This is a genomic window from Methylosinus sp. R-45379 (genome assembly GCF_001644125.1).
Taxonomy (GTDB): Bacteria; Pseudomonadota; Alphaproteobacteria; order Rhizobiales; family Beijerinckiaceae; genus Methylosinus.
On sequence record NZ_LUUM01000286.1, the window covers coordinates 16,425 to 41,814 of the forward strand.

Below are 25,390 nucleotides of genomic sequence, written 5' to 3' on the forward strand. Positions count from 1 at the left end.
GGCGTGCGACCTCATACATGTTCGCGCGCGTTTGGAACGATCGAGAGGCTGTCTCAGCGTGTCACTGAATATCGAGCCACTGAAATCCGCTCTCGCCGATAATGCGCGCTTTCTGCGGTCTTGGATGGAAAATCCTCGCGGCGTCGGCGCCGTCTCGCCCTCGGGGCCTATGCTCGCCCGCGCCATGGCGAGCTATGTCGATCTCTCCCGCGAGGGGCCGATCGTCGAGCTCGGACCGGGTACCGGCCCGGTCACGCAGGCGCTGCTGGAGCATGGCGTTCCCGCCTCGCGCCTGCTGCTGGTCGAATATGAGACCGCTTTTTGCGATCTCCTGCACCAGCGCTTTCCGGGCGTCGAGGTGGTGCAGGGCGACGCCTATTCGCTGAAGCAGACGCTGGCCGGCAAGGTCGAAGGGCCGATCTCCACCATCGTCTCGAGCCTGCCGCTGCTCAACCAGCCCGAATCGGACCGGTTGCGCCTGCTCGATCAGGGCTTCGAGATGATGGCGCCGGGCGGCATCATCATTCAGTTCACCTATGGCCTGTTCTCGCCCATGCCGCTGAAGCGCCATCCGAACGGCTCCGCCTTCACGGCTACGGGCTCGCAGGTCTGGGCGAATATTCCGCCGGCGCGCGTGTGGCGCTACAGCCGGCGGGCGGGCTGACATGACGAATGGCGCGACGATCCCGGCGCGAGATCGCCTCATCGTCGCGCTGGACGTCGACGGTGTGGAAGCGGCGCGCGTGCTCGTCGCGCGGCTCGGCGATTCGGTCTCCTTCTACAAGATCGGCATGGAGCTCGCCTATGGCGGCGGCCTGCCGCTGGTCGAGGAGCTGAAGGCCGGCGGCAAGAAGGTCTTCGTCGATCTGAAGCTGCACGACATCGGCCAGACGGTCGAGCGCGCGACGCGGCAGATCGCCCGGCTCGGCGCGGATTTCCTCACCATTCACGGCTTTCCGCAGACGATGCGCGCCGCCCGCCAGGGCGCGGGCGATAGCGGCCTGCGGCTGCTCGCCGTCACGGTGATGACCTCCTATGACGATTCCGATCTCGCCGAGGCCGGCTATTCTATCGGCGTCGCCGAGCTGGTTTCGCGCCGCGCGGTTCAGGCGAAGGACGCGGGAATCGACGGGCTGATCCTGTCGCCGCAGGAAGTGGCGCCGATTCGCGCGCTCGTCGGGCCGAAAATGGCGCTGGTGACGCCGGGCGTGCGCCCCGCCGGCGCCGCGCTCGGCGATCAGAAACGCGTGATGACGCCGGGCGAGGCCATCGCCGCCGGGGCGGATCATCTCGTCGTCGGCCGGCCGGTGACGCAGGCGCCCGCCCCACGCGCCGCCGCGGACATGATCGTTGCGGAAATCTCCGCCGCTATGGGCGGCTGAGCGCGCCCTTCACAGCAGCGCCAGCTCCCGCAAATCGCGCTCGACCTGTTCCGGGCTCTCGAATCGCGTCGCATGCATGCCGACAGCGCGCGCGCCTTCCACATTGGCCGCCGAATCATCGATGAAAATGCAGGCCGCCGGATCGAGCCCGTAGCTCTCGAGCAGCAGCCGATAGATGGCGGCGTCGGGCTTCAGCAGCCCCACCCGGCCGGAAACGACGACGCCCGCGAAGCGCTGGAAAAAGGCGAAGCGCTCATAGGTCTCGCCATATTTCTCATCCGAGAAATTGGTGAGCCCATAGAGCGGCGTCCCGCGCGCGGCGAGCCGCTCCAGCAGCGCCACCGTGCCGGCGATCGGCCCGGCGATCATCTCGCTCCAACGCGCGTCATAGGCGCGAATGAGATCGGCGAGATCGGGAAAGAGCGCGACGCGCTCGGCCACCGCCTCGGCGAAGGGGCGGCCGCGATCCAATTCCAGATTCCAATCCGAGGTGCAGACCTCGCCGAGGAAGCGCTCCATCGCCTGCGAATCGTCGAAGAGCTTGCGATAGAGATAGCGGGGATTCCAATCGACCAGCACATTGCCGACATCGAAGACGACGGTGGTGACGTGGGATTTCACGAACATTCGGGGGCTCCGGGCTCGAGGCGAGCATATAGCCTCGGCCTGTGACGACAATTGGAGCGGCACGTTTCATTCCGGCGGCGCGCGCGCTATGACGAGGTCCGGTCCATGACCGGGAGCCCGCCTTGCGCATCGCCACTTGGAACGTCAATTCCGTCCGCCAGCGGCTGGAGCCGCTCACCGCCTATCTGCGCGAGGTCGCGCCGGACGTGCTGTGCCTGCAAGAGATCAAATGCGAGGACAAGGCCTTCCCGCGCGCCGAGATCGAGGATCTCGGCTATAATGTCGAGACGCATGGGCAGAAGACCTTCAACGGCGTCGCCATTCTCTCCAAGACGCCGATAGAGGTGGTGCGCGGCCTGCCGAAATTCGAGCATGATCCGCAGGCCCGCTACATAGAGGCCGTCGTCTCCACCGATCATGGCGCCGTGCGCGTCGCCAGCATCTATCTGCCCAATGGCAATCCGCCGGACACAGAGAAATACACATATAAGCTCGCCTTCATGGACTGCCTCATCGCCCATGCGGCGAGTCTTCTGGCGCTAGAGGAGCCGGTGGTTCTGGCCGGCGACTACAATGTCATTCCCGCGGCCGGCGACGTCCACGACCCCAAAGCCTGGGCCGGCGACGCGCTGTTCCTGCCGCAGACGCGGGCCAAATTCCAAGAGCTGCTGAACCTCGGCTATACGGAAGCGCTGCGCGCCTCCACCGACGCCGCCGGCCTCTATACATTCTGGGATTATCAGGCCGGCGCCTGGCAGAAGAACAATGGCATTCGCATCGACCATCTTCTGCTCTCGCCGCAGGCCGCCGACCGCTTGCAGAGCGTGACCATCGACAAGGAGCTGCGCGCCGGCGCGAAGCCCTCCGACCATGTGCCGATCAGATGCGAGCTCGCGTGACGCCCATGATCACGCGCGAAGCATGGAAGCTCACGCCATGACCGATGTCTGGTTCTATCATCTCCAGCGCCTCCCGCTGGAGAGCGCTCTGCCCAAGCTGCTCGAGCTATCGCTGGCGCGCGACTGGCGTGTCGTGGTGCAGGCGACCAGCGCGCGGCGGCTGGAGGCGCTCGACGATCTGCTCTGGTCCTATGCGGGGGATGGTTTTCTGCCGCATGGCTCGGCCAAGGACGACGATCCCGAGACGCAGCCGATCTTCCTCACCATCGGCCGGGACAATCCCAATCGCGCCCATGTCCGCTTCTTCGTGGAAAATGCGGAGCTGTCTCCCGTGCTCGCAAACCCTGCGAGCGCGCCGGAAGACCGCGCCATACTCATGTTCGACGGCAATGACGAAGCGGCGGTGCTGGCCGCGCGCGCGCAATGGCGGCAGCTGAAGACGGACGGCCACACGCTCTCCTATTGGCGCCAGAGCGAGGAAGGCAAATGGGAGAAGCAGGCGTGACCGAGGAGTTTTTCGCGCGCCGCGCCGCTGCGCGAGCCCGTCTCGACGAGATCGACCCGCATAAGAGGCCCGGCGGCGTCGAGGCCGATCCGCAGCGCAAGGATTGGTTCGAGGCCGTCTATCGCCTCGCCGAGGGCGACGCCGCCGGTGTGCCATGGGCGCATCTCGCGCCGCATCCGCTGCTCGCCGACAGGCTCGCGACCCGGCGCCTCGACGGTCTGCGCGCGCTCGATATCGGCTGCGGTCTCGGCGACAACGCCGAGGCGCTCGCCGCCGCCGGCGCGCGCGTGACCGCCTTCGACCTCGTCGAGGACGCCGTCGCCTGGGCGAAGCGCCGCTTTCCACAGAGCGCCGTCGATTATCGCGTCGCCGATCTCTTCGCTACGCCGGAAGAATGGCGCGGAGGCTTCGATCTCGTCCATGAATGCTACACGCTGCAAGCCCTGCCCGACACGCTGCTGGATAGAGCGGCAGAGGCGCTCGCCGGCCTGGTCGCGCCGGGCGGGCTGCTGCTCGTCATCGCCCGCGCCCGCGATGAGGGCCAGGAGGCCTCCGGCCCGCCCTGGCCGCTGCCGCCGAGCCGCATCGAAGCGCTCGCCGTGGGCGGCTTGCGTTGCGAGACGCTCGAGGATATTTCCGCGACGAACGCCATGGTCCGCCATTGGCGCGCGTCCTTCCGCCGGGACGGCTGACGGCAATCGGCGAGCCGGACGGCTCGCGACGCCATGATCGCAGAACGGGAGCGAAATGACCGACGCGCCGCTACTCTCGATCAAAGGCGCGTCCAAGCGCTTCGGCGCGATCGCGGCGCTCGAGGACGTTTCGCTCGAGGTGGGCGCCGGCGAGTTTTTCGCGCTGCTCGGCCCGTCGGGCTGCGGCAAGACCACGCTGATGCGCCTCGTCGCCGGCTTCGAGACCTTGGACGCCGGCCGCATCGAGATCGGCGGCGCCGATATGAGCGGCGCGCCGCCGCATCGCCGGCCGGTCAATCTCATGTTCCAATCTTACGCGCTGTTTCCGCATCTCTCCGTCTTCGACAATATCGCCTTCGGCCTGCGCCGCCAGGGCAAGGGCAGAGCGGAGATCGCCGCCCGCGTCGCCGAGCTGCTGCAAATCGTGCGGCTCGAGGGCGTCGAGGCGCGCCGGCCCGACCTTCTCTCCGGCGGCCAGCGCCAGCGCGTGGCGCTCGCGAGAGCCCTCGCGCCCGGCCCGCGGCTGCTGCTGCTCGACGAGCCCTTGGGCGCGCTCGATCGGCAATTGCGCGAGGAGACGCAATTTCAGATCAAGGAAATCCAGCGCAGGCTGAAGACGAGCTTCGTCGTCGTCACGCATGATCAAGACGAGGCGCTGGTGATGGCCGATCGCATCGCCGTGATGCGCGCCGGCCGCATAGAGCAGATCGGCGCGCCGACAGAGGTCTATGAGCGCCCAGCGACGCGCTTCGTCGCCGGCTTCATCGGCCAGATGAATTTCCTCGAGGGCCATATCGAGAACGGCGCTTTCGTCGGCGCCTTCGGCCGTCTGCCGGCGGAAGGCGGCGGCCTCTCGCAAGGCGCGAAAGCCGTGCTCGCCGTGCGGCCGGAGCGCATCGCCATCGCGCCAACGACCGAAGAAACCCCAGGCTTCGACGGCGTGGTGGAAGACGTCGCCTTTCGCGGCGAGACGACGCATTTTCGCCTGCGCCTTTCCGGCGGCGAGGCCTTGCGCGTCTCGCGCGGCGCCGATAGCGGCGCGCCTTTTTGCGTCGGCGACACGGCGCGCATCTCCATCGCGCCCGAAGCCGGGCGCATCTTCGCGAGCGAGTGATGCCGGAGGGCGGCAAAAGACGCAGGCTCACGCGCGGCGAGACGCTCGTCATCGCCGCGCCCTACGCCTGGATCGCGCTGTTCTTCCTCGCGCCTTTCGCGCTCATCGTCAAAATCTCGCTGTCGCATCCGGCGCAGACGCGCCCGCCCTATGAGCCCGTCTTCGATGGCGCCGGCCTCGCCGGCTTTTTCGAGAAGCTCCCGCAGCTCGGCCTCGACGCCTATCGCGGCCTCGCCGAGGACACGCTCTATCTCGATTCCTATCTCTCCTCTTTGACCATCGCCGGCGGCGCGACGCTGGTCTGCCTTCTCATCGCCTATCCTTTCGCGCTCGCCATAGCGCGCGCGCCGCGCCGCTTGCGCCCCGTGCTCATCGGCTTCGCTGTCGCGCCCTTTTGGACGAGCTTTCTGATCCGCGTCTACGCCTGGATCACGCTGCTGAAGGACGAGGGGATCATCAATCATGCATTGATGGCGCTCGGCGTTATCGACGCGCCTCTGCCCATGTTCGCGACCAGCGGCGCGGTGGTCGTCGGCATCGTCTATTCCTATCTGCCCTTCATGCTGCTGCCGCTCTATGCGGCGATCGAGAGGCAAGACGCTTCGCTACGCGAGGCCGCCGCCGATCTCGGCGCGACGCCGTTCCAAGTCTTTCTGCATGTCACTTTGCCGCTGTCGCGCCGCGGCATCGTCGCCGGCGCGCTGCTCGTCTTCATTCCCTCGGTCGGCGAATTCGTCATTCCCGATCTGCTCGGCGGCTCCGACACGCTGATGATCGGCCGCACATTATGGAATGATTTCTTCGCCAATCGCGATTGGCCGGCGGCCTCCGCCGCGGCTGTGGCGCTGCTGGCGCTGCTGCTCGTCCCCATTCTTCTCTATGAGCGCGCGCAATTGCGCGAGGGCGCGCGATGAGCGGCGCGCGTCTTCTGCGCCTCGCCGCGCTGCTTCTCGGCTTCGGCTTTCTCTATGGGCCGATCGTCATATTGGCGACGATGAGCTTCAACGCCTCGCGGCTGGTGACAGTGTGGGGCGGCTTCTCCACCAAATGGTACGCCGCCCTCCTCCATGACGAGCAATTGTTGCGCGCGGCGCAGATCAGCCTCTCCGCCGCGGCGCTCTCCGCGCTCATCGCGACGCTCAACGGATTGCTGGCGGCGCTGGCGCTGGCGCGTTTCGGCGGCTTCCGCTCGCGCACGCTCTTCGCGGGCTCCATCTATGCGCCGCTGGTGATGCCGGAAGTGGTGCTCGGCCTCGGCCTGCTGCTGGTCTTCGTCGCTTTCGGCGTCGAGCGCGGCTTTCTCACCCTCGTGCTGGCGCACGCCTCCTTCACAATGTGCTTCGCCACTGTGATGATCCACGCCGCGCTGAAAGGCTGCGACCGCACGCTCGAGGAAGCGGCGATGGATCTCGGCGCGACGCCGGTCCGCGCCTTCGCGCTCGTCACCCTGCCGCTGATCGCGCCCTCCGTCGTCAGCGCCTATCTCCTCGCCTTCATCATCTCGCTCGACGATCTCGTGATCGCGAGCTTCACCACCGGCCCCGGCGCCACCACCTTGCCGATGCGCATCTATTCGCAAGTGCGGCTCGGCGTGTCGCCTGAGGTCAACGCCATTTCGACGCTGCTGCTCGGCTTCGTCGCCATCGCGCTCGGCCTCTCGGCGCTGCTCACGCGCGGGCGCGCCAAGGGCGGCGGGGCGGGCTAGCCGGGCTCTCTGCGCTCTACGTCACTCGGACAACCAAGCCTCTGCGTGATACAGAGATCGCGGGCCGAGAAGTGGCGCCATCCGCTTCCACAGGCCCTCAGTTTGGACAGCCCGAACCGCCAAAGCTTCGATCAGGCCTGTAGCGACAACGGTCCTCAATCCGTTATCGCCACTCTCCATAGCCTGCTCGATCAACGAGAACAGGCGGCGGTTGGCGTCGACGTCCGTGCTATCGAAGTCCTCGGCGATCCGATAGCCTAGGGCGGCGAGGAGCGTCGTGACAGGCGGCTCTTCCGACCCCCACGCGTCGAGGATTTCCTCGTATGCAGCCTGCACGCCACCAGAGGCGGCAACCAATGCGCCCAAAAGCTCCTCACGACCCATCATTGCCGCCCCCGAGCTCGCTGCGGTCTCGTGACGCTCGCGCGAGTGAACGAGAAAAACAGCGGGAAGCTCTCACCGCTCCTTCGCCGCGCCCGCCTCCGGCTCGACGCGCGGCAGCAGCGGCGCGGCCGCGCCCGAGCGCTTGATCAGCGCGGCGGCGTCCGGCGCGAAGACGGGATCGTCCCAGGCGCCGGAGAGATCGAAGCCGATCTGCACGCCCTTCTCGCGCGGCTTGCCGGCGGCGTCGGCCTCATTGGCCTGCGCCTTCATCGCGAGGCTGCGCTCGGGAATGCGCGTCTGGCCGGCGAAGGCCAGCGCGAAGCCCGGCCCATGCGCCTGGCCGTCCTCTATATTCGCGGTTCCTTTGACGATCTTGATGGTCGCGCTGGCGCGATCCACCAGCGAATGGCCGGAGCGAATATCCATCGCGCTCGACAAAGGCCGCTTGTCGACGCGGCGCAGCGCGCGCTCGAGATCTATGCCGCCGACCTCGCCCTCGCTCAGCGTGAGGCTGGCGCGGCCGTCGAGATCGCGCGTGATCTGCGCGACGCTGTCGCCAGTGGCGTCGAGCGTGAAATTGGCGTCCAGCGCGCCGCCGAGATCGGGCCGTGCGGCGAGGTCCCAGGCGAGCGCGCCGGCGTCGACCCCGGTCAGCTGCGCATTGCCGTGAAACTCCAGCGCGCCCGCCGCATTGGCGGCGAAAGTGGCGCGGCCCTTCACCGTCCCCTTATAGGCCTGCGCCTCGGCGAGCGAGAGCTCGAGCCTTCCGCCGCGCAGCAGCAGCGATAGAGCGGCGTCCTCGAGATTCAGCCGCAATATGCGGGCGCGCGTCGCCGAAAGGCGCAGATCGACATCGGCGTCCTGAATATTCGGCAGGACGAAAGCGTCGCGGCTCCATTGGCCGTCGGCGCCGGAGAGCGGCGGCAGATCGGCGATCATCGGCTTCAGCGACACGAAATTGCTGGCGAGAGTCGCATGGACGATGGGCTTTTCGCCCTCGTGCCGCAGCGCGAATGTGCCCTCGAACTCATTGTCGTCGGCCGAGAGCTTCACATCGGTCAGCTGAAAATCGCGCAGGCCGACGCTGGCCTTGGCGGAGAGCTGCACATTCTCGAAGGCGCCGGGCAGCGGCGCGCTCACCTTGGCGAGGCCGAGCGCATGGCGCAGCGAGGGCGAAGAGGCGTTGAGCCGCCCCATATAGCGCGGCTTGGCGCCGATCTGGCCGAAGCCTTCCGCCTCCAGCCGCACGCTGTCCGAATCGAGCCGCACAGTGACCGGCGTCTGCTCGCCGCGCAGCAGCGCGCCGGGCTTCAGCACCCAGAGCATGGCGCGCGGCCGCTCGCCGCCCCAGGAGAAAGCGGCGTCGAGCGTCGCCGGCGAGCCGACGGTGCGCCAATCGAGCGTCGCGTCAATGTCCTGCAGCGTTTCCTCGCCGCCCGAATATTTGAGCCTTGCGACGCCGGAGACGATGGAGACGCCGCCGAGCCGGGCGCGATCGGCCTTCTCGGCCGCCGGCGTCGAGGGCCGCGCCGCCGCGGCGCGCACAGCTGCGCCGGACGTGCTCATCGGCTTGCGATCGAGATCGACCTCTATGGCGGGGCGGATGAGCTCGATATCGGCGATTTCCAAACGGCCGGCCAGCAGCGGCAGCAGCAGCACATTGCCGTGCAGCCTCTCCGCCTCGATGGTCAGCGCGGCGGTGGGATCGGCGAAGGCGATGCTGTCTATGGTGATGTGCGGGCGCGGCAGCAGCGAGAAGGTCGAGCGGCCTTTGGCGGCGATGAACAGGCCGGATGAGGCGTTGAGCTGGCCCGAAATCTCCTCGAGCAGCGCATTGGTCGAGAAGGTCCAAGGCGCGAGCGCCGCGCCGAGCGCCACTGCGGCGACGGCGCCGAGAGCGATCAGCCAGCGGCGCGAGAGGCGCGGGAAAGGCAGGCGGCGGCTTTGGCCCAAGGGCTTCGATCCTTCGATTTCGCGCATCGGGCCGGTCGAGTGCGACATTCCATCGTCCATGAAAAAAAGGCGGGGCGGCCACGGGCCGCTGGCGACACAGCGCGCGCCCTCGGCGAGGGCGCGAGACGAGAGCAACATGCCTTTATCGCTCTGCCGCTACGCGAAAAGGCCCGCGCGCCAAAAGCGCGCGAGGCCGGACCATGGCGGCAAAGGGCGGCGAGATCGTGGCGGCGCGAGGCCCTCAGTATTTGCGCAGAAGGCTGACCAGACGGCCTTGGATGCGGACGCGATCAGGCCCGAAAATGCGCGTCTCATAGGCCGGATTGGCGGCCTCGAGCGCTATTGACGCGCCGCGCTTGCGCAGGCGCTTCAATGTCGCCTCCTCGTCGTCGATGAGGGCGACGACGATATCGCCGGTGTCGGCGCTGTCCTGCTTCTTCACCACGACGACGTCGCCGTCGAGAATGCCGGCCTCGATCATCGAATCGCCGCGCACCTCGAGCGCGAAATGCTCGCCGCCGCCGAGCATATCCGGCGGCAGGCTGATGGTGTGGCTGCGATTCTGCAGCGCGGAAATGGGCGTGCCGGCGGCGATGCGGCCCATGACCGGGATCGCCACCTGCTGATCGGACTCGGGCTCGCCGGCCGGGACGGGGCGCACGCGGCCGAGCGCGCCCTCTATGACCGAGGGCGAGAATTTGCCGCCGCGCGCGGCGACGCGGGGCGTCGCCGATTCGGGCAGGCGCAACACCTCGAGCGCGCGGGCGCGATTGGGCAGACGGCGAATGAAGCCGCGCTCCTCGAGCGCGAGAATGAGCCTGTGAATGCCGGATTTGGAGCGCAGATCGAGCGCGTCCTTCATCTCGTCGAAGGAGGGCGGCACGCCAGTCTCCTTCAGGCGCTCATGGATGAAGCGCAGCAGATCGCTCTGTTTCTTGGTCAGCATGGAAGCCCCCCGGCGCCGCCCGCCCGCGTCGCGCCACGTCCGAACCTAGCCATGATGGCGCGGGTTCATAAACAAATCATGAACGGGAGGATAGGCGTTCTCGGTGCGTTCCGCAAGGGAGACTCTTCGGCGGTCCTTGGTCAGGGAGCATGAATGCATTTCCAGTCAGAAACATCGTGATCCAAATCTATTCGGGCTCGCTGAGAACGCCATTCAAGCGATTTATCCCGACTGTTAATGACAAACCACTGCCCTCGGTCATTAACATTGTCCCGTCCCGAAGAACGGAATGGCCCCGCAATCACCCCGTTTTCATACCCCTTTGAGATGACGCTAAACTTGTCGGTATCACAAAACCAATCAGGCCAACCCAATTGCACGCCTCCAGGCACACGCTTGTTAATTTCATGCCAGTATTTTGCTACCCCTCCGCGAGGAGAAACTTTGTTTGGCGGGACCCCTAGTTGTTGTCTCACATACGCCTCATCGAACCACTCTTTCTCGACTACAACTTCTGCTGGCGGGAACATAAAAGCCTCGTTTGTTGATAACAATACATAAAGATCAGATCGTGAGCTAAAAAATAAAATAGTAGCCCCACTGTCAAAATGGGTCTGCGACGCCACATCACTCTTCTGAACAGCCCAATGCTCAACCGATAATTTTCCCCCAAACTCTTTAGCCGTGTCAAAAACTTCTCGGTCAATATTCGATAAGAAAAACCTATCTTTATTTAGCTGAAAAATGCCAAGAATTATTGCGGAAAAGACGGCGCCAGCCACGAACCATATCAGACGCCCCTTCATGTCATTTCGAGCAAGAAAAACTAGATACCCGGATGCCACGGCAGCGGCTAGGAGAACGACGGTCGCCGCGATAGGCAACCCTTCCCAGTAGGCGGAAACGAGGGCCGGCAACGAGGTTGCAAAGGGCCAAATTTGCGAACCGGCATTTATTATAACATCAACTATCCGTTGATGTGACGCCGTTGCGGGCTCAGATTCTCTAGTTTCCATTCGCTAAGAATAGCAGAGTTCTTGCTTGATTCGAAGAGTCGCTCACACAGGCTACGATCCTACGGTTCCGCCCCTCTACTGCGCCGCCGCCGCCTCCACCCCCAGCATCGGCCGCACATGCCGCGCGAAATCCTCTAGCGAGCGCAAGTTCTTCTCCGGATCCCGCGAGATCGGCTTCAGCAATATCGCCCGCGCGTCGGTCTCCTCGCGATAGGCGGCGATCTTCTCCGCCACTTCGTCGAAATCGCCGATCAGCGAGCGTTGCAGCAGTCCCTCCTCGGTCAGCGAGGCCGGCGCCGCGCCGTCCTGGCGGGCGAAATTGCCGCGCATGCGCTCGGCGAAGCGGGAGAGGAAGGGAACAGCCTCGGCCAGCGCCTGCTCGCGGCGCGGCGCAGCGAAATAAAAGCGCGCCATGGTGAAGCGCGGATCGCCCTCCGGCCCCGCGGCCTCGCGATAAATGCGCAAGGTCTCCTTGATCTGCTCTATGGGGAAAGGCGGGCCGGCCATCACGCCATGGCCATTGCGCGCGGCGTAGCGAATCGCCCCCGGCGTGGTGGTGGCGAGATAGGTGGGGATGGGCTTTTGCAGCGGGCGCGGCGTGAGGCTGAGGCCATTGGCCTCGTAATGCGCGCCGGTGAAAGTCACCTTGTCCTCATAGAGCAGGCGGTTGACGAGGCCGAGCGCCTCCAGAGTCATCTCCCGCGTCGAATCCTTGCCGGCGCCGAAATGGCGATTCTGCAATTCGAAAGGTCCGCCGCGCGCCACGCCAAAATCGAACCGGCCCTTGGAGAGAAGGTCGATGGTGGCGACATCCTCCGCCACCTGAATCGGGTTGCGGAAGGCGAGCAGCACCGCCGCCGAGCCGAGCCGTATCGTGGTCGTCACGCCCGCGAGATAGGAGAGAAGCGTGAGAATGGAGGGACAGGCGGCGTCCGGCTCGAAATGATGCTCGGCGACCCAGGCCTCCTCGAAGCCGAGCGCCTCGGCGTGGCGCACCAGGCGCGTCTGCGTCTCGAAGCAGCGCGCGAAATCCTGCTGCGGGTTTTCGTAAGTGGAGAAGACGCCGAACCGCATGGCGAGGGCCTCGAGATGCGCGCCGCCGCTCCCATGCGCGCCTTGGCTATATACGGCAGTTACATATTGTCATACAGAATATGGACGCAAAAGCCCGCCCGCAAGCGCAAAAACATTGGCGTCGCGTGCGAATTTCGGTCGGCCGATAGAAAGCTCTCGTCCAATCCGGCGCATAGGCGTCATAATAGAGAAATCAAATAAAGCGACGAGAAAAACATATTGATCGATCATCGGCGCTGTGACGATTTTCCGATAGAAAGAGTTGAAAAAGTCGCAACGCTCGGCATTGTCGAAAACCAGCACGCGCCGCGAGGGCGCTCATCGCGAAAAAGCGGGCGCCGCGGGGGCGGCGTTCGGGGGACCGCTCACGACGCCGCAGAGGAAGCGCGGCTCGATTTTCGGAGGATTTCATGTCGGTAGCCGCTATGCCATCCCGGCAATTTTTCAGCCGGGAGCGCTCCATCGCAGCGCCCGGCTTCAATCGTTGGCTGGTGCCGCCGGCGGCTCTCGCCGTGCATTTGTGCATCGGCATGGCCTATGGATTCAGCGTGTTCTGGCTTCCGCTGTCGCGCGTCATCGGCGGCGCCGAGCCGAAGGCCTGCCCCGCGGATATGGGCTTTTTCGCCAGCGTCTTCGCCACGAGCTGCGATTGGAAGATCAGCATGCTCGGCTGGACCTTCACGCTGTTCTTCGTCTTTCTCGGCTCCTCGGCGGCGGTGTTCGGCCATTGGCTGGAGACCGCCGGTCCGCGCAAGGCGGGCCTGGCGGCGTCGGTATGCTGGTGCGGCGGCCTGCTGATCTCGGCGGCCGGCGTCTATCTGCATCAGATCTGGATGCTGTGGCTCGGCTCCGGCGTCATCGGCGGCATCGGCCTCGGGCTCGGCTATATTTCGCCTGTCTCGACGCTCATCAAATGGTTCCCGGACCGGCGCGGCATGGCGACCGGCATGGCGATCATGGGCTTCGGCGGCGGCGCGATGATCGGCGCGCCGCTCGCCGACAGGCTGATGTCCTTTTACGCGACGCCCGGCTCGGTCGGCGTGTGGCAGACCTTCGTCACCATGGCGGCGATCTATTTCGTCTTCATGGTGGGCGGTTCGCTGGGCTATCGCGTGCCGCGCGACGGCTGGAAGCCGGAGGGCTGGGCGCCGTCCACGACGGCCGCCAACAAGATGGTGACGAGCCGCCACGTACATCTGAACGTCGCCTGGAAGACTCCGCAATTCTGGCTGCTATGGGCGGTGCTGATGCTCAATGTCAGCGCCGGCATCGGCGTGCTCGGCATGGCCTCGCCCATGCTGCAGGAAGTATTCGGCGGCAAGCTCATCGGCCTCGACATCGGCTTTTCCGAGCTCGACGCGGCGCAAAAGGCGAAGATCGCCGCCATCGCCGCCGGCTTCACCGGCCTGCTTAGCCTCTGCAACATCGGCGGCCGCCTCGCCTGGGCGACATGGTCCGACAAGCTCGGCCGCAAGACCACCTACGCCGTCTTCTTCATCCTCGGCATTATTCTCTATTCGGCCGCGCCCTGGGCCGCGCAGCAGGGCAATATCGTGCTCTTCGTGCTGTTCTTCTGCGTGATCCTGTCCATGTATGGCGGCGGCTTCGCCACTATTCCCGCCTATCTCGCCGATATTTTCGGCACGCATTATGTGGGCGCGATTCACGGCCGTCTGCTCACCGCCTGGTCGACGGCGGGCGTGCTCGGTCCGGTGCTCGTCAATTATCTGCGCGACTATCAGCTCGACCACGGCGTCGCGCGTGACGCGGTCTATAATCAGACCATGTATATTCTCGCCGGCCTGCTCATTCTCGGCCTCATCTGCGATCTCTCGGTGCGGCCGGTCGCCGAGAAGCTGTTCATGACCGATGAGGAGGTCGCCGCGGAAAAGAAGACCAGCGTCGCCGCCATCGCGCAGGAAGAAAGAGAGCCGCACGCCGATTTCGAGGATTATGTCGAGGAAGGACAGGCTGCGGAAGCCGCCGCGGCCGAGGCGCGCCGCGCCGCCGCCGCGCAGAATGGCAATTCGCGCATTCTGCTCTTCGCCGCCTGGGCCGCCGTCGGCATTCCGCTCGCCTGGGGCGTGTCGATCACGCTGCAGAAGACCTTCGTCCTCTTCCACTGACGGAGGCCTCATGCGCGCGCGCAATCTTCTCGGCTTCGCGCTGGCGTTCTTTGCCGGCGCGGCGCTGGCGTCCTCGGCCGGCGCGGCGCTGGCCGACGGCCCGCCGCCGGCCGTGCTGCAGAGCGAATTGAAATATGCGCCCGTGCCGATCTTTTCAGGCGTCACCGCCGCCCCGGTCAGCGGCACGGCGACGCAGCCGGGCGCGCTCTATGCGCTCTCGGTGAAATATGCGGCCGGCGCGAAATCATTGCCGCATACGCATCCCGACGCGCGCCTGGTGACGGTGATCTCCGGGCGCTTCTACGCCGGCGTCGGCGGCGAGCTCGACGAGAAATCGCTGCGCCTCCTCGGCCCCGGCGATTCCATCGTCGTGCCGGCGGAGACGGTTCATTTCGGCTGGGCGAAGGACGGTGAGGTCCTATTGCTCGAGACTGGCGTCGGCCCTTCCGGCGCCAGCCTGTGGCCAAAGCCCGCTCCACAGCGCTGATCGCCTTCTTGTCTTCCGCATCTTCATGGTAGATCGAGCCACGAAGACGCGAAGGACAAGACGCTGCTCACCCTCCTCCATACGGCCGATTGGCATCTCGGCGCGCAGCTGCAAGGTTGGCCGCGCGAGGCGGAGCATCGCAAGGTCCTGCGCGCGCTGGTCGCCATCGCCGCCGAGCGCCGCGTCGATGCGGTGATCGTCGCCGGCGACATATTCGACAGCCTCAACCCGTCCGCCGAGGCGCAGAAGCTCCTCTACGACACGCTGAAGGAACTGCGCGCCGCCCTGCCCGCTGCGACCATCGTGCTGCTCGCCGGCAATCACGATCCCGCCGGCCGCATAGAAGCGCCGCGCGCTCTGTTCGATCTCGTCAATGTCGCCGGCGTCGGCACGATCGCGCGGAAGAATGGCGAGATCGACGCCGACGTGCATCTCGTGCCGCTGCGCGGCGCCGGCGGCGGCGTCGAGGCGCATCTTCTCGCCGTGCCCTATCCGCGCGCCGCCGATCTGCCGGTTCTGGAAGGTGAGAGCGAGGGCTCGCCCGTCGTGCGCTCCGTGCGCGCGCTCTATGGCGAGCTGATCGCCGCGGCGCGGGCGCGCATCGGCGCGGCGCCGCTCATCGTCACCGGCCATTTGCATGTCGCCGGCGCCCTCGAATCGGAAGGCGCCGAGCGCCGCATTCTCGTCGGCGGCGAGCATGCGGTTCCGCCGGACGTGTTTCCGCCGGATGTCGCCTATGTCGCGCTCGGCCATTTGCATCGGCCACAGGCGATCGGCCGTGAGAGCATCCGCTATTCCGGCTCGCTGTTTCCGCTCTCCAAGACGGAGATCGACTATCGTCACGGCGTGTCGATCGTCACGATCGCGGGCGCCGCGACGACGGTCGAGCATGTCCCGCTGCCGCGTCCGACTCTTTGCCTGCGCATTCCGCCGCGCGGCGGCATGGCGCGGAACGATGTCGAATCCGCTTTCGCCGCGCTCGCCCTCGATCCCGCGACGCCAGCGGATGAGAAGCCGTTTATTCACCTCACCATCGCCGCCGAAGGGCCGATCGTCGGCCTGGACGCCGAGATCGACGCGATAGCGGAGAAATTTCCGATCCGCCTCGCCTCGCTCACCGTCGAGCGCCCGCAGCGCGCGGAAACAGAGGCGCCGGCGCCCGCCGCTCTGCGCCTTTCGGAACGCCAGCCGGTCGAGCTGTTTCGCGAGGCTTTCGCGCTCACCCACAAAGCCGAGCCGACCGCGGAGCATCTCACTTTGTTCCATTCCGCCGCGATGGAGGAATAGTGCGCATTCTCGCGATCCGCGGCGAAAATCTCGCAAGCCTCGCCGAGCGTTTCGAGATCGATTTCGAGAAGGAGCCTCTGCGCGGCGCCGGCCTCTTCGCCATTACCGGCGAGACCGGCGCCGGCAAATCGACGATTCTCGATGCGCTCTGCCTCGCGCTCTATGACGCTTTTCCGCGCGTCGCCGCGCAGGGCGTCAATGAGAGCGTTCCCGACCCCAGCGGCCAGACGGTGAGCGCCGCCGATCCGCGCTCCATTCTGCGCCGCGGCGCCGGACGCGGCTTCGCGGAGGTCGATTTTCTCGGCCGCGACGGCGAGCGCTATCGCGCCCGCTGCGACATTGCGCGCGCTCGCGGGCGAGCGACCGGCAATCTTCAGCAGCGCAGCCGCGCGCTGCATCGGCTGGATGCGGAAGGCGCGGTGGTTGCGGCAGTCGCCTCGGGCGTCGAGCCTGTGCGCGCCAAGGTCATAGAGCTCACCGATCTCACCTTCGAGCAATTTCGCCGCACCGTGCTGCTGGCGCAAGGCGATTTCGACGCTTTTCTGCGCGCCGATTCGAAAGAGCGCGCCGATCTGCTCGAGAAGATCACCGGCGCCTCCGTCTATGCGGAGATTTCCAAGCGCGTCTATCTGCGCACCAAGGCTGCGCTGGAGGCGCTGGATCGTCTGCGCCGCCGCCGCGACGAGATCGGCCTGCTGCCGGCGGAAGCGCGCGCCGCGCTGGAGAACGAGCGCGACACCTCCGCCGCCGCCCGCGCCGAGGCTGCGCGCGAGCGCGACGAAGCCGCCGCTCTGCTGCAGCGCCATGCGGCGATCACGCAAATGGAGACGCGCCTCGCCGAGGCGGAAACCCGCGAGCAGTCGGCGCTCGCCGCGCAGGAATCCTTGGCGGAAACGCGCGAGCGGGCGAAGACACTCGATCTCGCCGAGCCGCTGCGCGCGCCCCTCGCCGCGCGCGAGGCGGCGACGCAAAATCTCGCGCGTGCGACGATCAGCGAGATCGCCGCGCGCGAAGCCGCAGCGAAAGCGCAGGCCGCGCTCGAGGAGGGGCGCGAGAGAGAAGCGCAAAAGCGCGCGCGTTTGGAGGCGGCGGAAACCGAATTCAAACACTTCGGCCCGCTATGGTCGGCGGCCGAACATCTCGACGCCGAAATCCTCGCGGCGGAGCGAGAGGCGATGCAAGCCGAAAAAATCGCGCATGAGGCCGCGCGCATCGCGCAGCAGAAAGCCGACGAAGAGACCGCGCTGATCGCGCAAGTCGCGACCGCGCGAGCAGGAGCCGAGACGGTGCGCGCCGCGCTGGAGCGTCTCGCCACAGCAGAGCCGCTGCTCACGCGCTGGAGCGAAATCGCCGAATGGCTTGGACGTCGAGGCGAGGCGGCGAAGTCGCTCGCCCGCGATGCAACGCGCGCGAAAACGCTCGGCGCGGAGATCGACGCCGCGACGCGCGAGATGGAGACGCTCGATGGCGCGGATCGCGAGGCGAAAGCCGAGCGCGCCACTCTGGCGGAACGGATAGAGACGCGCAGCGCCGCGCTCGCGCAGCTGAAGGAAGACGAGGCGAGCGAGCGCCGCCGCGCGCTGGACGCGCTCGCGCGTCTCGCCGCGCAGATCGAGACGCAAATGCGCCGCCATGCGAAGGCGCGAGACCTATGGCGCCGCGCCATGCTCGATCTCGAGGGCGCGAATGTCGTGCAGGAAAGCGAGACGCGCGCGCTGCGCGATGCGAGCGACGCGCGCGAGCTTTGCGAGGCGAAGCGCGGCGAGGTGGAGCGGCTGGGCGAGATCGCCGACGCCGCCGTCTCCAAGCAGGCTTTGGCGCTACGCGCGAGCCTCGTCGATGGCGCGCCCTGCCCGGTCTGCGGCGCGCGCGCGCATCCCCATGCGCATGAGAGCGAGGCCGCCGATGCGCTGATCGCCGAGCTGCGCGCGCGACGCGACGCGCTGCGCCGCGAGATGGTGGAAGCCGAGCGCGCGATCGCCGCGGCGAGCGGCCGCCTCTCCGCAGCGCAGGAGCGCGCCGCCGACGCCACGCGCCGACGCGACGAGGCGCTCGCCGAAAGCGACGAGGCCGCGAGAGATTACGATGAAGCGCGCGCGCGCTGGCCCGCGGATGCGCCGGCGCCGACCTCGATCGAGGATAGCGCATTGCTCGCGCGCCTCGCGGAAAGCCTCGAGCGCGAGAGCAATGCGCTCGACGAGCGGCTGAAGAGCGCGCGGGCGCTGCGCGCCGATATGGATGCGCTACGTCTCGCGCATGATCGTCTCGCCGCCGCGATCGACGAGCGCCGGCAAAGGCGCGACGAAATTGTCGCGCACATCGCCGCCGCGCGTGAAGAGACGGCGCGCATCGGCGAGACCCGCGCCGCCGCGGCCGAGAGTCTGAGCGCCGTGGATCGTGCGCTCGCGCCCTTTCTGCCGCTCTGCGATCTCTCGCTCGCCGATCTCGATCGCGATGCTGAGGGCGCCATGCGGCGACTGAGGACGAAAGGCGAGGATTTTCGCAATGCGCAGGAGAGCGCCGCGCATATGGCGCGCAGCCTCGAGGAGCTGACGCAAAATCTCGCCGGCCTGCGCATAGAGGCGCGCGCGCGCGCCGAGGCGGCGGCGGCGGCGAAGTTTCAGCAGAGCGAGCGCGCCAGCGTCCTCGCCGAGCGTCGCGCGCAACGCGGCGAATTGCTCGGCGGCGAGCCGACGGCGATCCATCGCACACGCTGCAATGACGCGCGTCTCCTCGCGCAGCAGGCGCTCGAATCCGCCACGCGCGACAGCGCCGAGACCGAGGCGCGCCGCACGGGCGCCGAGCGCGATCTCGCCCATGCCGGCGAGGCGCTCGCAGAAGCGCGCGCGCGGAGCGAGACGGATGCGCGGAATTTCGCCGACGCTCTGACCATCGCGCAAATCGACGAAGCGGCGGCGCTCACCCTGCTCGCCGTCTCGCCACAGGAGCGAGCCGAATTGCGCGCGCGGCTGGCGACGGCGGACGCAGCGCTCGCCGCCGCACGCACGGAAAAAGAAGCGCGCGGGCGCGATCTCGCCGATGCGCTCGCCGCCGGACGCCCGGAGCAGGATGTCGCAATTGCGGACACGCGCCGCGCCGCGGCGGAGGCGAAATTGGAAGCGCTGGCGCGGCGGCTCGGCGAGATCGGCGAGCGGCTCGCCGCCGATGATCTCGCGCATGGTCGCGCGCAGACGCTGGCCGGCGAGATCGCCGCAGCGGAGGCGACGCATAAGAGCTGGGCCGAGGTCGACGCCGCCATCGGCTCGGCGAGCGGCGACAAGTTCCGCCGCTTCGCGCAGAGCGTGACGCTGGAGCATCTCGTCGTGCTCGCCAATCGCAATCTGGCGACGCTGACGACGCGCTATCGGCTGGAGCGCTCCGCCAGCGACACGGCCGATCTCGGTCTGCAGATCGTCGATCGCGATCTTTGCGACGAGCGCCGCTCGACGCGCTCGCTCTCCGGCGGCGAGCGCTTTTTGGCGTCGCTCGCGCTGGCGCTCGGCCTATGCAGCCTCGAGGGGCGCGGCTCCTTCGTCGACACGCTGTTCATCGACGAGGGCTTCGGCACGCTGGATCAAGGAACGCTCGACGTCGCCATGGACGCGCTGGAGAGGCTGCATGGGCAGGGCCGCAAGGTCGGCGTCATCAGCCATGTCGAGTCGCTGCGTCAGCGCATTCCTGTGCAGATAAGGGTCGAGAAACGCGGCGGCGGCCGCAGCGCGGTGCGCATAGAGGCGCGAGGAGGATGGATCGCTGCGCTGCAACCGACATGATGACGCGGCGCCTCCGACGGTCGTTCGAAAATGGGAATATCAAATGCGGTTCTTCATCGGATTCTTGCTCGGACTCTCTGTCGGAACAGTGTTCGCCTTCCCGATCCTGATCTGGATGGCGACACTGGTCGCGACACTGTTTCGTTTCATCGGACTGCCGAACGAATCGACCTACCCGCAAATCCTGATACCCTTCGTGATTGTCTACTCGGTGTTCGCCGCCTGCTCGATCCGCCTCGCCAAAATTGCTCACGCCGATTCGCTTCTGCTCGGCTTTTTGCTGGCGTTTCCTGTCGTCTCCCTCGGCATTCTCGCCGCCTTGACCATCGGAGAGCAAGCGATCGACTGAATTGACGCGCGCCGGGACGGCCGTGTCATACGTTTTTTTTCTGCCGCCTCACGGCTCTGGATTGCTTCGCTTCGCTCGCAATGACGGCCACGGCGATCATCGCTTCTTCGAGCGAAGCAATCACTTGGAAATGGCCTCACAGCGCGTTGCGATAGGCCTTGCGCGAGAAGATCGTCATGAAGATGATCCACACGTCGAGCGGCAGCGACCAATGGTCGATGTAATAGAGATCATGCTCGACGCGCAGGCGGATCTTCTCCGGCGAGTCGATCTCGCCGCGCAGCCCGTTCACCTGCGCCCAGCCGGTGATGCCGGGCTTCACATTGTGGCGGCGCGCATAGAGGGCGATCTTGCGCTCGAAGATCTGGTCATGCGCCAGCGCATGCGGGCGCGGGCCGACGAGCGACATCTCGCCGCGCAGCACATTGATGAGCTGCGGCAGCTCGTCGATATTGTAGCGGCGGATGAAGCGGCCGACGCGCGTCACGCGCTTGTCGCCGGCTGTCGCCTGGGTGATCTCGCGGCCGTCCTCCATCGTCGTCATGGAGCGGAATTTGGCGATGCGGAAGGGCTCGCGATTAAAGCCGTGGCGGCGCTGGAAGAACAGCGCCGGGCCTTTGCTGTCGAGCTTGATCGCCGCCGCGACGGCGAGCAGCAGCGGCGACAGAGCGATGAGGCCGAGCGACGAGAAGACGATATCGAAGAGCCGCTTGGCGATGATCTCGAGCGAGTCGGCGCGGCGGCCGCTGAGATTGAGGCTGGCGATCGAGCCGATCTTGTTGATATGCGCATCGACGAAACGGTCGAGCACGCGCTCCGGCCCGAGATGAATCGACGCCGGGACGCGCAGGAAGGCGGTCACGCAATCGTCGATGACGTCGGTGCGGCTCCAGGGCGCCAGAATGAACACATCGTCGGGCAGCAGCATGCGCGCGGAGGCCTGCGCCAGAGCGAGATCGTCCTGCATGGCGTCGGCGCGGTCGCGCAGCGCCACGGCGGCGACGACATTCATGCCGCTCTCCCAAGGCTGATAGCGACGCATGAACTCGTCGATGTCGCTCTCGAAACCGACGAGAAACACGCGACGCGCCGAGGCTCCGCCACGCTCGGCGCTGCGCCGAACCACGCCGACCAGCGCCGCGCGCGCCGCATAGACGGAGAGAAATCCCGTCGCATAGAAGAGCACGAAGGCGCCGCGCGAGGATTCCTCGGTCGCCTTGGCGAGAAAGCCGAAGGTCAAGGCGCAGACGAAAGCGACGCTCCACAGCACCGCGCCGCGCCAGCCATGGCCGTCCAGCGTCAGATAATTCTTGATCGCATATTCGTGCCGCATGACGTTGGAGAGCACGAAGAGGATCGCCGCGAACATGCACAGCCGCAGATTGGGAAGCGTCGAGCCGTCATAGCCATAGGCGAAATAATGATACAGCGTCTCGCAGGCGATGGCCGTGGCGAGAATGACCGCCACATCGATCAGCGCCGCGATCACCGAGAAGGAGGCGCGCATCAGCGCCGCATTCGGGCTCGGCATGGCGCGCGACCAGCCGCTGCGCAATGCTGCGCTGTCGGTTCCAGCTTTGACGCGAGCGTCGTCCTTGCGGAGCGACGAAAAGGGAAGATCGGCGATACTCGACACGGCTCGTCTCCAACCCGATACTGCCACCGTGCCGTAATGGAGCAATTCCCCCGTTTTGGCCGGCTTTCGGGTCGGAAGCTGCAAGCCGCCTGCCCGCAGAGCGGCGAAAAAGCGGCGAATCGGAGCGAGCGGCGGGGAGGCGAAAGCGAAGACCGCGCCCAACTCATTGATAAATAAAATATTTACCATATTTCAGGGCGAAATCGCGCGGCCGCGGCGCCGCGGCGCCGAGAGAAGCCTTCACAATGGCGTCATCCTGCCTATAGACTATGGCCGCGGCTCGGGGGCTGGAGGGCGTCCGAACGATTCGCGGAAAGAGGGCCGAGGTGACCGTTCACTTTCGCCAGTCAAATGTTTCGCCGCAGGCCTGTCCTGCGTTGGTTCTCAACGCCGACTATCGGCCGCTGAGCTACTATCCTCTGTCCCTATGGGGGTGGCAGGACGCGATAAAGGCGGTCTTCCTCGACAGGGTCAACATCGTCTCGGAATATGACAAGACGGTCAAAAGTCCGAGTTTCGAAATAAGATTGCCCTCTGTCGTTTCGCTCAAAGCCTATGTAAAGCCCGCCCGCCATCCCGCCTTCACCCGATTCAATGTATTTCTTCGCGACCGCTTCACCTGCCAATATTGCGGACAGCAGGACGATCTCACCTTCGATCACGTGATCCCCCGCTCCAAGGGCGGCGCCACCACCTGGGAAAATGTCGTCGCCGCCTGCTCGGCCTGCAATCTGCGCAAGGCCGACCGGCTGCCGCATGAGGCGCATATGCTGCCGGCCCAGCCGCCCTTTCAGCCGAGCGTCGCCGATCTTCACCGCAATGGACGGCTGTTCCCGCCCAATTATCTCCACGACAGCTGGCTCGATTATCTCTATTGGGATTCGGTGCTGGAGCCCTGATCGCAATCGAGCCACATGCTGCGTCGCCTTCTCGTCGTCTCTTTCGCCTTCGTGCTCGCCGCCGGCGCGGGCATGATCTTCCTGCCGATCGCCGCGCTCAGCGATACCGCGACGCGCGAGGCCGGCTCGTCCCTGGCTATGGGCGCGCTGTTCTGGGCCGAGCCCGATGATGTGGCGGCGGCCTTCGGCTATGTGCTGTGGGCCATGGGGATCGCCGGCTGCGCGGCTCCGCTCGCCATTGTAGCGCTCATCGGCGAGATCGCCGGGGCGCGCGCCTATACTTGGTATGCCGGGGCGACAGCGCTGCTCGCCGCCGCCGCGCCCACGATTCTCCGCGCCGCGCGTGGGAGCGGCCGCCTCGTCGAGGCGAGCCCGGCCGAAGGGCGCTTCGCGCTGCTGTTCTTCCTCGCCGGGGCTTTGACGGGGACGATCTATTGGCTGATCGCCATGCGCGGGCGAGAGCCGCGCGACAGAGAGATGCGCGGTCGCGAGCTGCGCGGCTGATAGCTGACCATCAGGCGGGTCATTGCATGGCGACCATCGATCTGAACGACGCGAAGGCGAACCCCTCCGATCTCGTCGATCGCGCCATGCGCGGGGAGCCCGAGACGATCACGCGTCACGGCGAGCCGGCGGCGGCTCTCGTCTCGATCGAGGCGGCCGGGATCGCCCACGCGGCGATGAAGCGCGATCGACCAAGCCTCGTCGGCTATTTGAAAGCTTTTCCCGGCGGCGAATTGGAACGCGACGGCTGGCCGTCGCGAGACGTCGAGCTTTGACGATACAAATCCGCCGTCGTCGCGCCCCGACGCCTTCCATCGACTGAGAGCGGCAATATTGCGCGCTCAGCGCGATATACCGCCCAGCACGCCGCGCAAAACTTCCTTCGCGATCTGCGTGCCGATGGAGCGCGCCGCCGATTGCACCGCCGAGCGCACGGCCAGCTCGCCGGTGGACATGCGCTTTGGATTCTCGCGCTTGAACAATCCCCCGACCACGCCGCCGAGCGTGCCGATGAGGCCGCCGCCGGCGCTCGCCTGCGTCGTCTGCGCCTCGGGTCGGGCGGGGCCGGCGCCGGCCGAGGTCAAATGGCCCTCGGCGCGCTTCTGCAATATTTCAAAGGCCGATTCGCGGTCGATGGGCGTGTCGTATTTGCCGCGCAGCGCGCTCTCCGCCAGAACATTCGCGCGCTCCTCGGCGGTGATCGGCCCGACGCGCGCGGCGGGCGGCGCGATCAGCACGCGATCGACGATCTCCGGCTTGCCCTTGGCGTCGAGCATGGACACGAGCGCCTCGCCGACGGAGAGCTGCATGATCGCCTCCGCCGTGTCGAAGGCGGGATTTTGGCGGAAGGTCTCCGCCGCCGCGCGCACCGCCTTCTGGTCGCGGGGGGTGAATGCGCGCAGCGCATGCTGCACGCGATTGCCGAGCTGGCCGAGCACGCTGTCCGGCACATCCAGCGGATTTTGCGTGACGAAATAAACGCCGACGCCCTTGGAGCGGATGAGCCGCACCACTTGCTCGATCGCCGTCAGCAGCGCCTTGGGCGCGTCGTCGAAGAGAAGATGCGCCTCGTCGAAGAAGAAGACGAGCTTGGGCTGCGCGAGATCGCCGACCTCCGGCAGCTGCTCGAACAGCTCCGACAAGAGCCACAGCAGGAAGGTGGCGTAGAGCCGCGGCGAGCGCATCAGCTTATCGGCAGCGAGCACGTTGATGACGCCGCGGCCGTCGCGATCGACGCGCAGAAAATCGGAAATATCGAGCGCCGGCTCGCCGAAGAATTTCTCGGCCCCTTGAGTCTCCAGCACCAGCAGCTGGCGCTGAATGGCCCCGACGGTCGCGGGCGCGACATTGCCGTATTTTGTCTTCAAAGAGCCCGCATTGTCGGCGACATAGGTGAGCGCGGCGCGCAGATCCTTGAGGTCTAGCAGCAAGAGGCCCTGCTCGTCGGCGACGCGGAACGTCACATTGAGCACGCCCTCTTGAACATCATTGAGCTCGAGCAGGCGCGCGAGCAGCAGCGGCCCCATTTCGGAAATGGTGGCGCGCACCGGATGCCCCTGCTCGCCGAACAAATCCCAGAACACGACGGGGAAACGGTCCACCGCATAGGCGAGGCCGATCTCGAGCGAACGATCGACGAAAGCCTGGCGCATCTCGCCCGGCTGCGACAAGCCGGCGAGATCGCCTTTCACATCGGCGAGAAAGACGGCGGTCCCCGCATTGGAGAAGCCTTCCGCGAGCTTTTGCAGCGTCACCGTCTTGCCGCCGCCGGTCGCGCCCGCGATGAGGCCGTGGCGATTGCCGACGGAAAGGGTGAGGTAACTATAAACGCCGTCAGTGCTCGCGCCGACGAGGATTTTTCCGGGGCTGGCGTTCGGATCGTCAGTCATGTTCTCGCGCCTGCGCTCAATGGGAGAATCGATGCGCCGACATTATATATCCAGCCGTCGCCGCCGCGGGCGATTTCGTAAGGCGTGCTGCGGCGCGGCGCCGCGGCGACGGCCTCGCTCCGCGGCGACGCTCTGCTGTGACG

General features: G+C 66.4%; 25 protein-coding genes. 16 read left to right on the forward strand and 9 right to left on the reverse strand.

Annotated features, from left to right (window positions below; translation table 11 throughout):
- Positions 1-58 precede the first annotated feature (58 nt).
- Positions 59-664 (forward strand): class I SAM-dependent methyltransferase, encoded by a 606-nt coding sequence (locus A1351_RS19750; RefSeq protein ID WP_083967428.1) that lies wholly within the window; start codon positions 59-61, stop codon positions 662-664.
- A 1-nt stretch (position 665) separates the two neighbouring features.
- Positions 666-1,382, forward strand: a complete 717-nt coding sequence (pyrF, locus tag A1351_RS19755; RefSeq protein WP_064033736.1) for an orotidine-5'-phosphate decarboxylase — start codon at positions 666-668, stop codon at positions 1,380-1,382.
- A 9-nt stretch (positions 1,383-1,391) separates the two neighbouring features.
- Here pyrF and A1351_RS19760 read toward each other — a convergent pair whose 3' ends face one another.
- Entirely contained in the window at positions 1,392-2,009 is a 618-nt protein-coding gene (locus A1351_RS19760) for an HAD family phosphatase (protein ID WP_064033737.1), read from the reverse strand.
- 122 nt (positions 2,010-2,131) lie between these two features.
- On the opposite strand from A1351_RS19760, the gene xth reads away from it, so the two are divergent.
- From xth to A1351_RS19790, 6 genes are read left to right on the forward strand one after another with little or no spacing between them, the layout of a single operon-like run.
- A complete protein-coding gene (gene xth, locus A1351_RS19765) occupies positions 2,132-2,908 on the forward strand; it encodes an exodeoxyribonuclease III (protein ID WP_064033738.1) in 777 nt (258 codons plus the stop codon).
- A gap of 37 nt (positions 2,909-2,945) precedes the next feature.
- Entirely contained in the window at positions 2,946-3,413 is a 468-nt protein-coding gene (locus tag A1351_RS19770; protein ID WP_064033739.1) for a DNA polymerase III subunit chi, read from the forward strand.
- Positions 3,395-4,105, forward strand: a complete 711-nt coding sequence (locus tag A1351_RS19775) for a bifunctional 2-polyprenyl-6-hydroxyphenol methylase/3-demethylubiquinol 3-O-methyltransferase UbiG (protein ID WP_064033740.1) — start codon at positions 3,395-3,397, stop codon at positions 4,103-4,105. Before A1351_RS19770 ends, A1351_RS19775 begins: the two co-directional genes overlap by 19 nt.
- Before the next feature lie 55 nt (positions 4,106-4,160).
- Positions 4,161-5,219, forward strand: coding sequence for an ABC transporter ATP-binding protein (locus tag A1351_RS19780; RefSeq protein WP_064033741.1), 1,059 nt, complete (start codon positions 4,161-4,163; stop codon positions 5,217-5,219).
- Positions 5,219-6,133: an ABC transporter permease gene (locus A1351_RS19785; RefSeq protein WP_064033742.1), complete on the forward strand. Its 915-nt coding sequence runs from the start codon at positions 5,219-5,221 to the stop codon at positions 6,131-6,133. Before A1351_RS19780 ends, A1351_RS19785 begins: the two co-directional genes overlap by 1 nt.
- Positions 6,130-6,924 carry an ABC transporter permease subunit gene (locus tag A1351_RS19790; RefSeq protein ID WP_024878954.1) on the forward strand — a complete coding sequence of 265 codons (795 nt, stop codon included), beginning with the start codon at positions 6,130-6,132 and terminating at the stop codon, positions 6,922-6,924. Before A1351_RS19785 ends, A1351_RS19790 begins: the two co-directional genes overlap by 4 nt.
- 21 nt (positions 6,925-6,945) lie before the next feature.
- Here A1351_RS19790 and A1351_RS19795 read toward each other — a convergent pair whose 3' ends face one another.
- The 6 genes from A1351_RS19795 to A1351_RS19815 form a co-directional block, all read right to left on the reverse strand.
- Positions 6,946-7,311, reverse strand: coding sequence for a hypothetical protein (locus tag A1351_RS19795; protein ID WP_024878953.1), 366 nt, complete (start codon positions 7,309-7,311; stop codon positions 6,946-6,948).
- A 69-nt stretch (positions 7,312-7,380) separates the two neighbouring features.
- Positions 7,381-9,261, reverse strand: coding sequence for an AsmA family protein (locus A1351_RS19800; RefSeq protein WP_245291690.1), 1,881 nt, complete (start codon positions 9,259-9,261; stop codon positions 7,381-7,383).
- Between the two features lie 241 nt (positions 9,262-9,502).
- A complete protein-coding gene (gene lexA / locus A1351_RS19805) occupies positions 9,503-10,207 on the reverse strand; it encodes a transcriptional repressor LexA (RefSeq protein WP_064033743.1) in 705 nt (234 codons plus the stop codon).
- 140 nt (positions 10,208-10,347) lie between these two features.
- A complete protein-coding gene (locus tag A1351_RS24925; RefSeq protein WP_157096396.1) occupies positions 10,348-11,013 on the reverse strand; it encodes a hypothetical protein in 666 nt (221 codons plus the stop codon).
- 285 nt (positions 11,014-11,298) lie between these two features.
- Complete coding sequence (locus A1351_RS19810; protein WP_026597918.1) at positions 11,299-12,297, reverse strand: LLM class flavin-dependent oxidoreductase; 999 nt, start codon at positions 12,295-12,297, stop codon at positions 11,299-11,301.
- A gap of 69 nt (positions 12,298-12,366) precedes the next feature.
- Positions 12,367-12,600, reverse strand: a complete 234-nt coding sequence (locus tag A1351_RS19815; RefSeq protein ID WP_064033744.1) for a hypothetical protein — start codon at positions 12,598-12,600, stop codon at positions 12,367-12,369.
- 107 nt (positions 12,601-12,707) lie between these two features.
- Here A1351_RS19815 and A1351_RS19820 point away from each other — a divergent pair, with 107 nt between their 5' ends.
- The 5 genes from A1351_RS19820 (at position 12,708) to A1351_RS19840 (ending at position 20,319) form a co-directional block, all read left to right on the forward strand.
- Positions 12,708-14,423: an OFA family MFS transporter gene (locus tag A1351_RS19820; RefSeq protein WP_064033745.1), complete on the forward strand. Its 1,716-nt coding sequence runs from the start codon at positions 12,708-12,710 to the stop codon at positions 14,421-14,423.
- 10 nt (positions 14,424-14,433) lie between these two features.
- Complete coding sequence (locus A1351_RS19825; protein ID WP_064033746.1) at positions 14,434-14,910, forward strand: cupin domain-containing protein; 477 nt, start codon at positions 14,434-14,436, stop codon at positions 14,908-14,910.
- 63 nt (positions 14,911-14,973) lie between these two features.
- Positions 14,974-16,197: an exonuclease SbcCD subunit D C-terminal domain-containing protein gene (locus A1351_RS19830; RefSeq protein ID WP_064033747.1), complete on the forward strand. Its 1,224-nt coding sequence runs from the start codon at positions 14,974-14,976 to the stop codon at positions 16,195-16,197.
- Entirely contained in the window at positions 16,197-19,970 is a 3,774-nt protein-coding gene (locus tag A1351_RS19835; RefSeq protein WP_024878945.1) for an AAA family ATPase, read from the forward strand. The genes A1351_RS19830 and A1351_RS19835 overlap by 1 nt, the downstream gene beginning before the upstream one ends.
- 43 nt (positions 19,971-20,013) lie before the next feature.
- Positions 20,014-20,319 carry a hypothetical protein gene (locus tag A1351_RS19840; RefSeq protein WP_024878944.1) on the forward strand — a complete coding sequence of 102 codons (306 nt, stop codon included), beginning with the start codon at positions 20,014-20,016 and terminating at the stop codon, positions 20,317-20,319.
- Positions 20,320-20,455: 136 nt separating this feature from the next.
- Here A1351_RS19840 and A1351_RS19845 read toward each other — a convergent pair whose 3' ends face one another.
- Positions 20,456-21,955, reverse strand: coding sequence for an exopolysaccharide biosynthesis polyprenyl glycosylphosphotransferase (locus tag A1351_RS19845; RefSeq protein WP_024878943.1), 1,500 nt, complete (start codon positions 21,953-21,955; stop codon positions 20,456-20,458).
- 326 nt (positions 21,956-22,281) lie between these two features.
- On the opposite strand from A1351_RS19845, the gene A1351_RS19850 reads away from it, so the two are divergent.
- From A1351_RS19850 to A1351_RS19860, 3 genes are read left to right on the forward strand one after another with little or no spacing between them, the layout of a single operon-like run.
- Positions 22,282-22,854, forward strand: coding sequence for an HNH endonuclease (locus A1351_RS19850; protein WP_024878942.1), 573 nt, complete (start codon positions 22,282-22,284; stop codon positions 22,852-22,854).
- A 15-nt stretch (positions 22,855-22,869) separates the two neighbouring features.
- Positions 22,870-23,358, forward strand: coding sequence for a hypothetical protein (locus A1351_RS19855; RefSeq protein WP_024878941.1), 489 nt, complete (start codon positions 22,870-22,872; stop codon positions 23,356-23,358).
- Between the two features lie 26 nt (positions 23,359-23,384).
- On the forward strand, positions 23,385-23,633 hold the full coding sequence (locus tag A1351_RS19860; protein WP_024878940.1) for a type II toxin-antitoxin system Phd/YefM family antitoxin: 249 nt from the start codon (positions 23,385-23,387) through the stop codon (positions 23,631-23,633).
- A gap of 66 nt (positions 23,634-23,699) precedes the next feature.
- On the opposite strand, the gene A1351_RS19865 is transcribed toward A1351_RS19860, so the two are convergent.
- Positions 23,700-25,247, reverse strand: a complete 1,548-nt coding sequence (locus A1351_RS19865; RefSeq protein WP_024878939.1) for a helicase HerA-like domain-containing protein — start codon at positions 25,245-25,247, stop codon at positions 23,700-23,702.
- Positions 25,248-25,390 lie beyond the last annotated feature (143 nt).

Excerpts from the sequence above, each read along its gene's own strand:
- A1351_RS19840 (WP_024878944.1), top strand. The coding sequence starts at position 20,014 with ATGCGGTTCTTCATCGGATTCTTGCTCGGACTCTCTGTCGGAACAGTG.
- A1351_RS19790 (WP_024878954.1), top strand. The coding sequence starts at position 6,130 with ATGAGCGGCGCGCGTCTTCTGCGCCTCGCCGCGCTGCTTCTCGGCTTC.
- A1351_RS19760 (WP_064033737.1), bottom strand. The coding sequence starts at position 2,009 with ATGTTCGTGAAATCCCACGTCACCACCGTCGTCTTCGATGTCGGCAAT.
- A1351_RS19860 (WP_024878940.1), top strand. The coding sequence starts at position 23,385 with ATGGCGACCATCGATCTGAACGACGCGAAGGCGAACCCCTCCGATCTC.
- A1351_RS24925 (WP_157096396.1), bottom strand. The coding sequence starts at position 11,013 with ATGAAGGGGCGTCTGATATGGTTCGTGGCTGGCGCCGTCTTTTCCGCA.
- A1351_RS19785 (WP_064033742.1), top strand. The coding sequence starts at position 5,219 with ATGCCGGAGGGCGGCAAAAGACGCAGGCTCACGCGCGGCGAGACGCTC.
- lexA (WP_064033743.1), bottom strand. The coding sequence starts at position 10,207 with ATGCTGACCAAGAAACAGAGCGATCTGCTGCGCTTCATCCATGAGCGC.
- A1351_RS19825 (WP_064033746.1), top strand. The coding sequence starts at position 14,434 with ATGCGCGCGCGCAATCTTCTCGGCTTCGCGCTGGCGTTCTTTGCCGGC.
- A1351_RS19855 (WP_024878941.1), top strand. The coding sequence starts at position 22,870 with ATGCTGCGTCGCCTTCTCGTCGTCTCTTTCGCCTTCGTGCTCGCCGCC.
- A1351_RS19770 (WP_064033739.1), top strand. The coding sequence starts at position 2,946 with ATGACCGATGTCTGGTTCTATCATCTCCAGCGCCTCCCGCTGGAGAGC.
- A1351_RS19795 (WP_024878953.1), bottom strand. The coding sequence starts at position 7,311 with ATGATGGGTCGTGAGGAGCTTTTGGGCGCATTGGTTGCCGCCTCTGGT.
- A1351_RS19780 (WP_064033741.1), top strand. The coding sequence starts at position 4,161 with ATGACCGACGCGCCGCTACTCTCGATCAAAGGCGCGTCCAAGCGCTTC.
- A1351_RS19810 (WP_026597918.1), bottom strand. The coding sequence starts at position 12,297 with ATGCGGTTCGGCGTCTTCTCCACTTACGAAAACCCGCAGCAGGATTTC.
- A1351_RS19775 (WP_064033740.1), top strand. The coding sequence starts at position 3,395 with ATGGGAGAAGCAGGCGTGACCGAGGAGTTTTTCGCGCGCCGCGCCGCT.
- A1351_RS19865 (WP_024878939.1), bottom strand. The coding sequence starts at position 25,247 with ATGACTGACGATCCGAACGCCAGCCCCGGAAAAATCCTCGTCGGCGCG.
- pyrF (WP_064033736.1), top strand. The coding sequence starts at position 666 with ATGACGAATGGCGCGACGATCCCGGCGCGAGATCGCCTCATCGTCGCG.
- A1351_RS19820 (WP_064033745.1), top strand. The coding sequence starts at position 12,708 with ATGTCGGTAGCCGCTATGCCATCCCGGCAATTTTTCAGCCGGGAGCGC.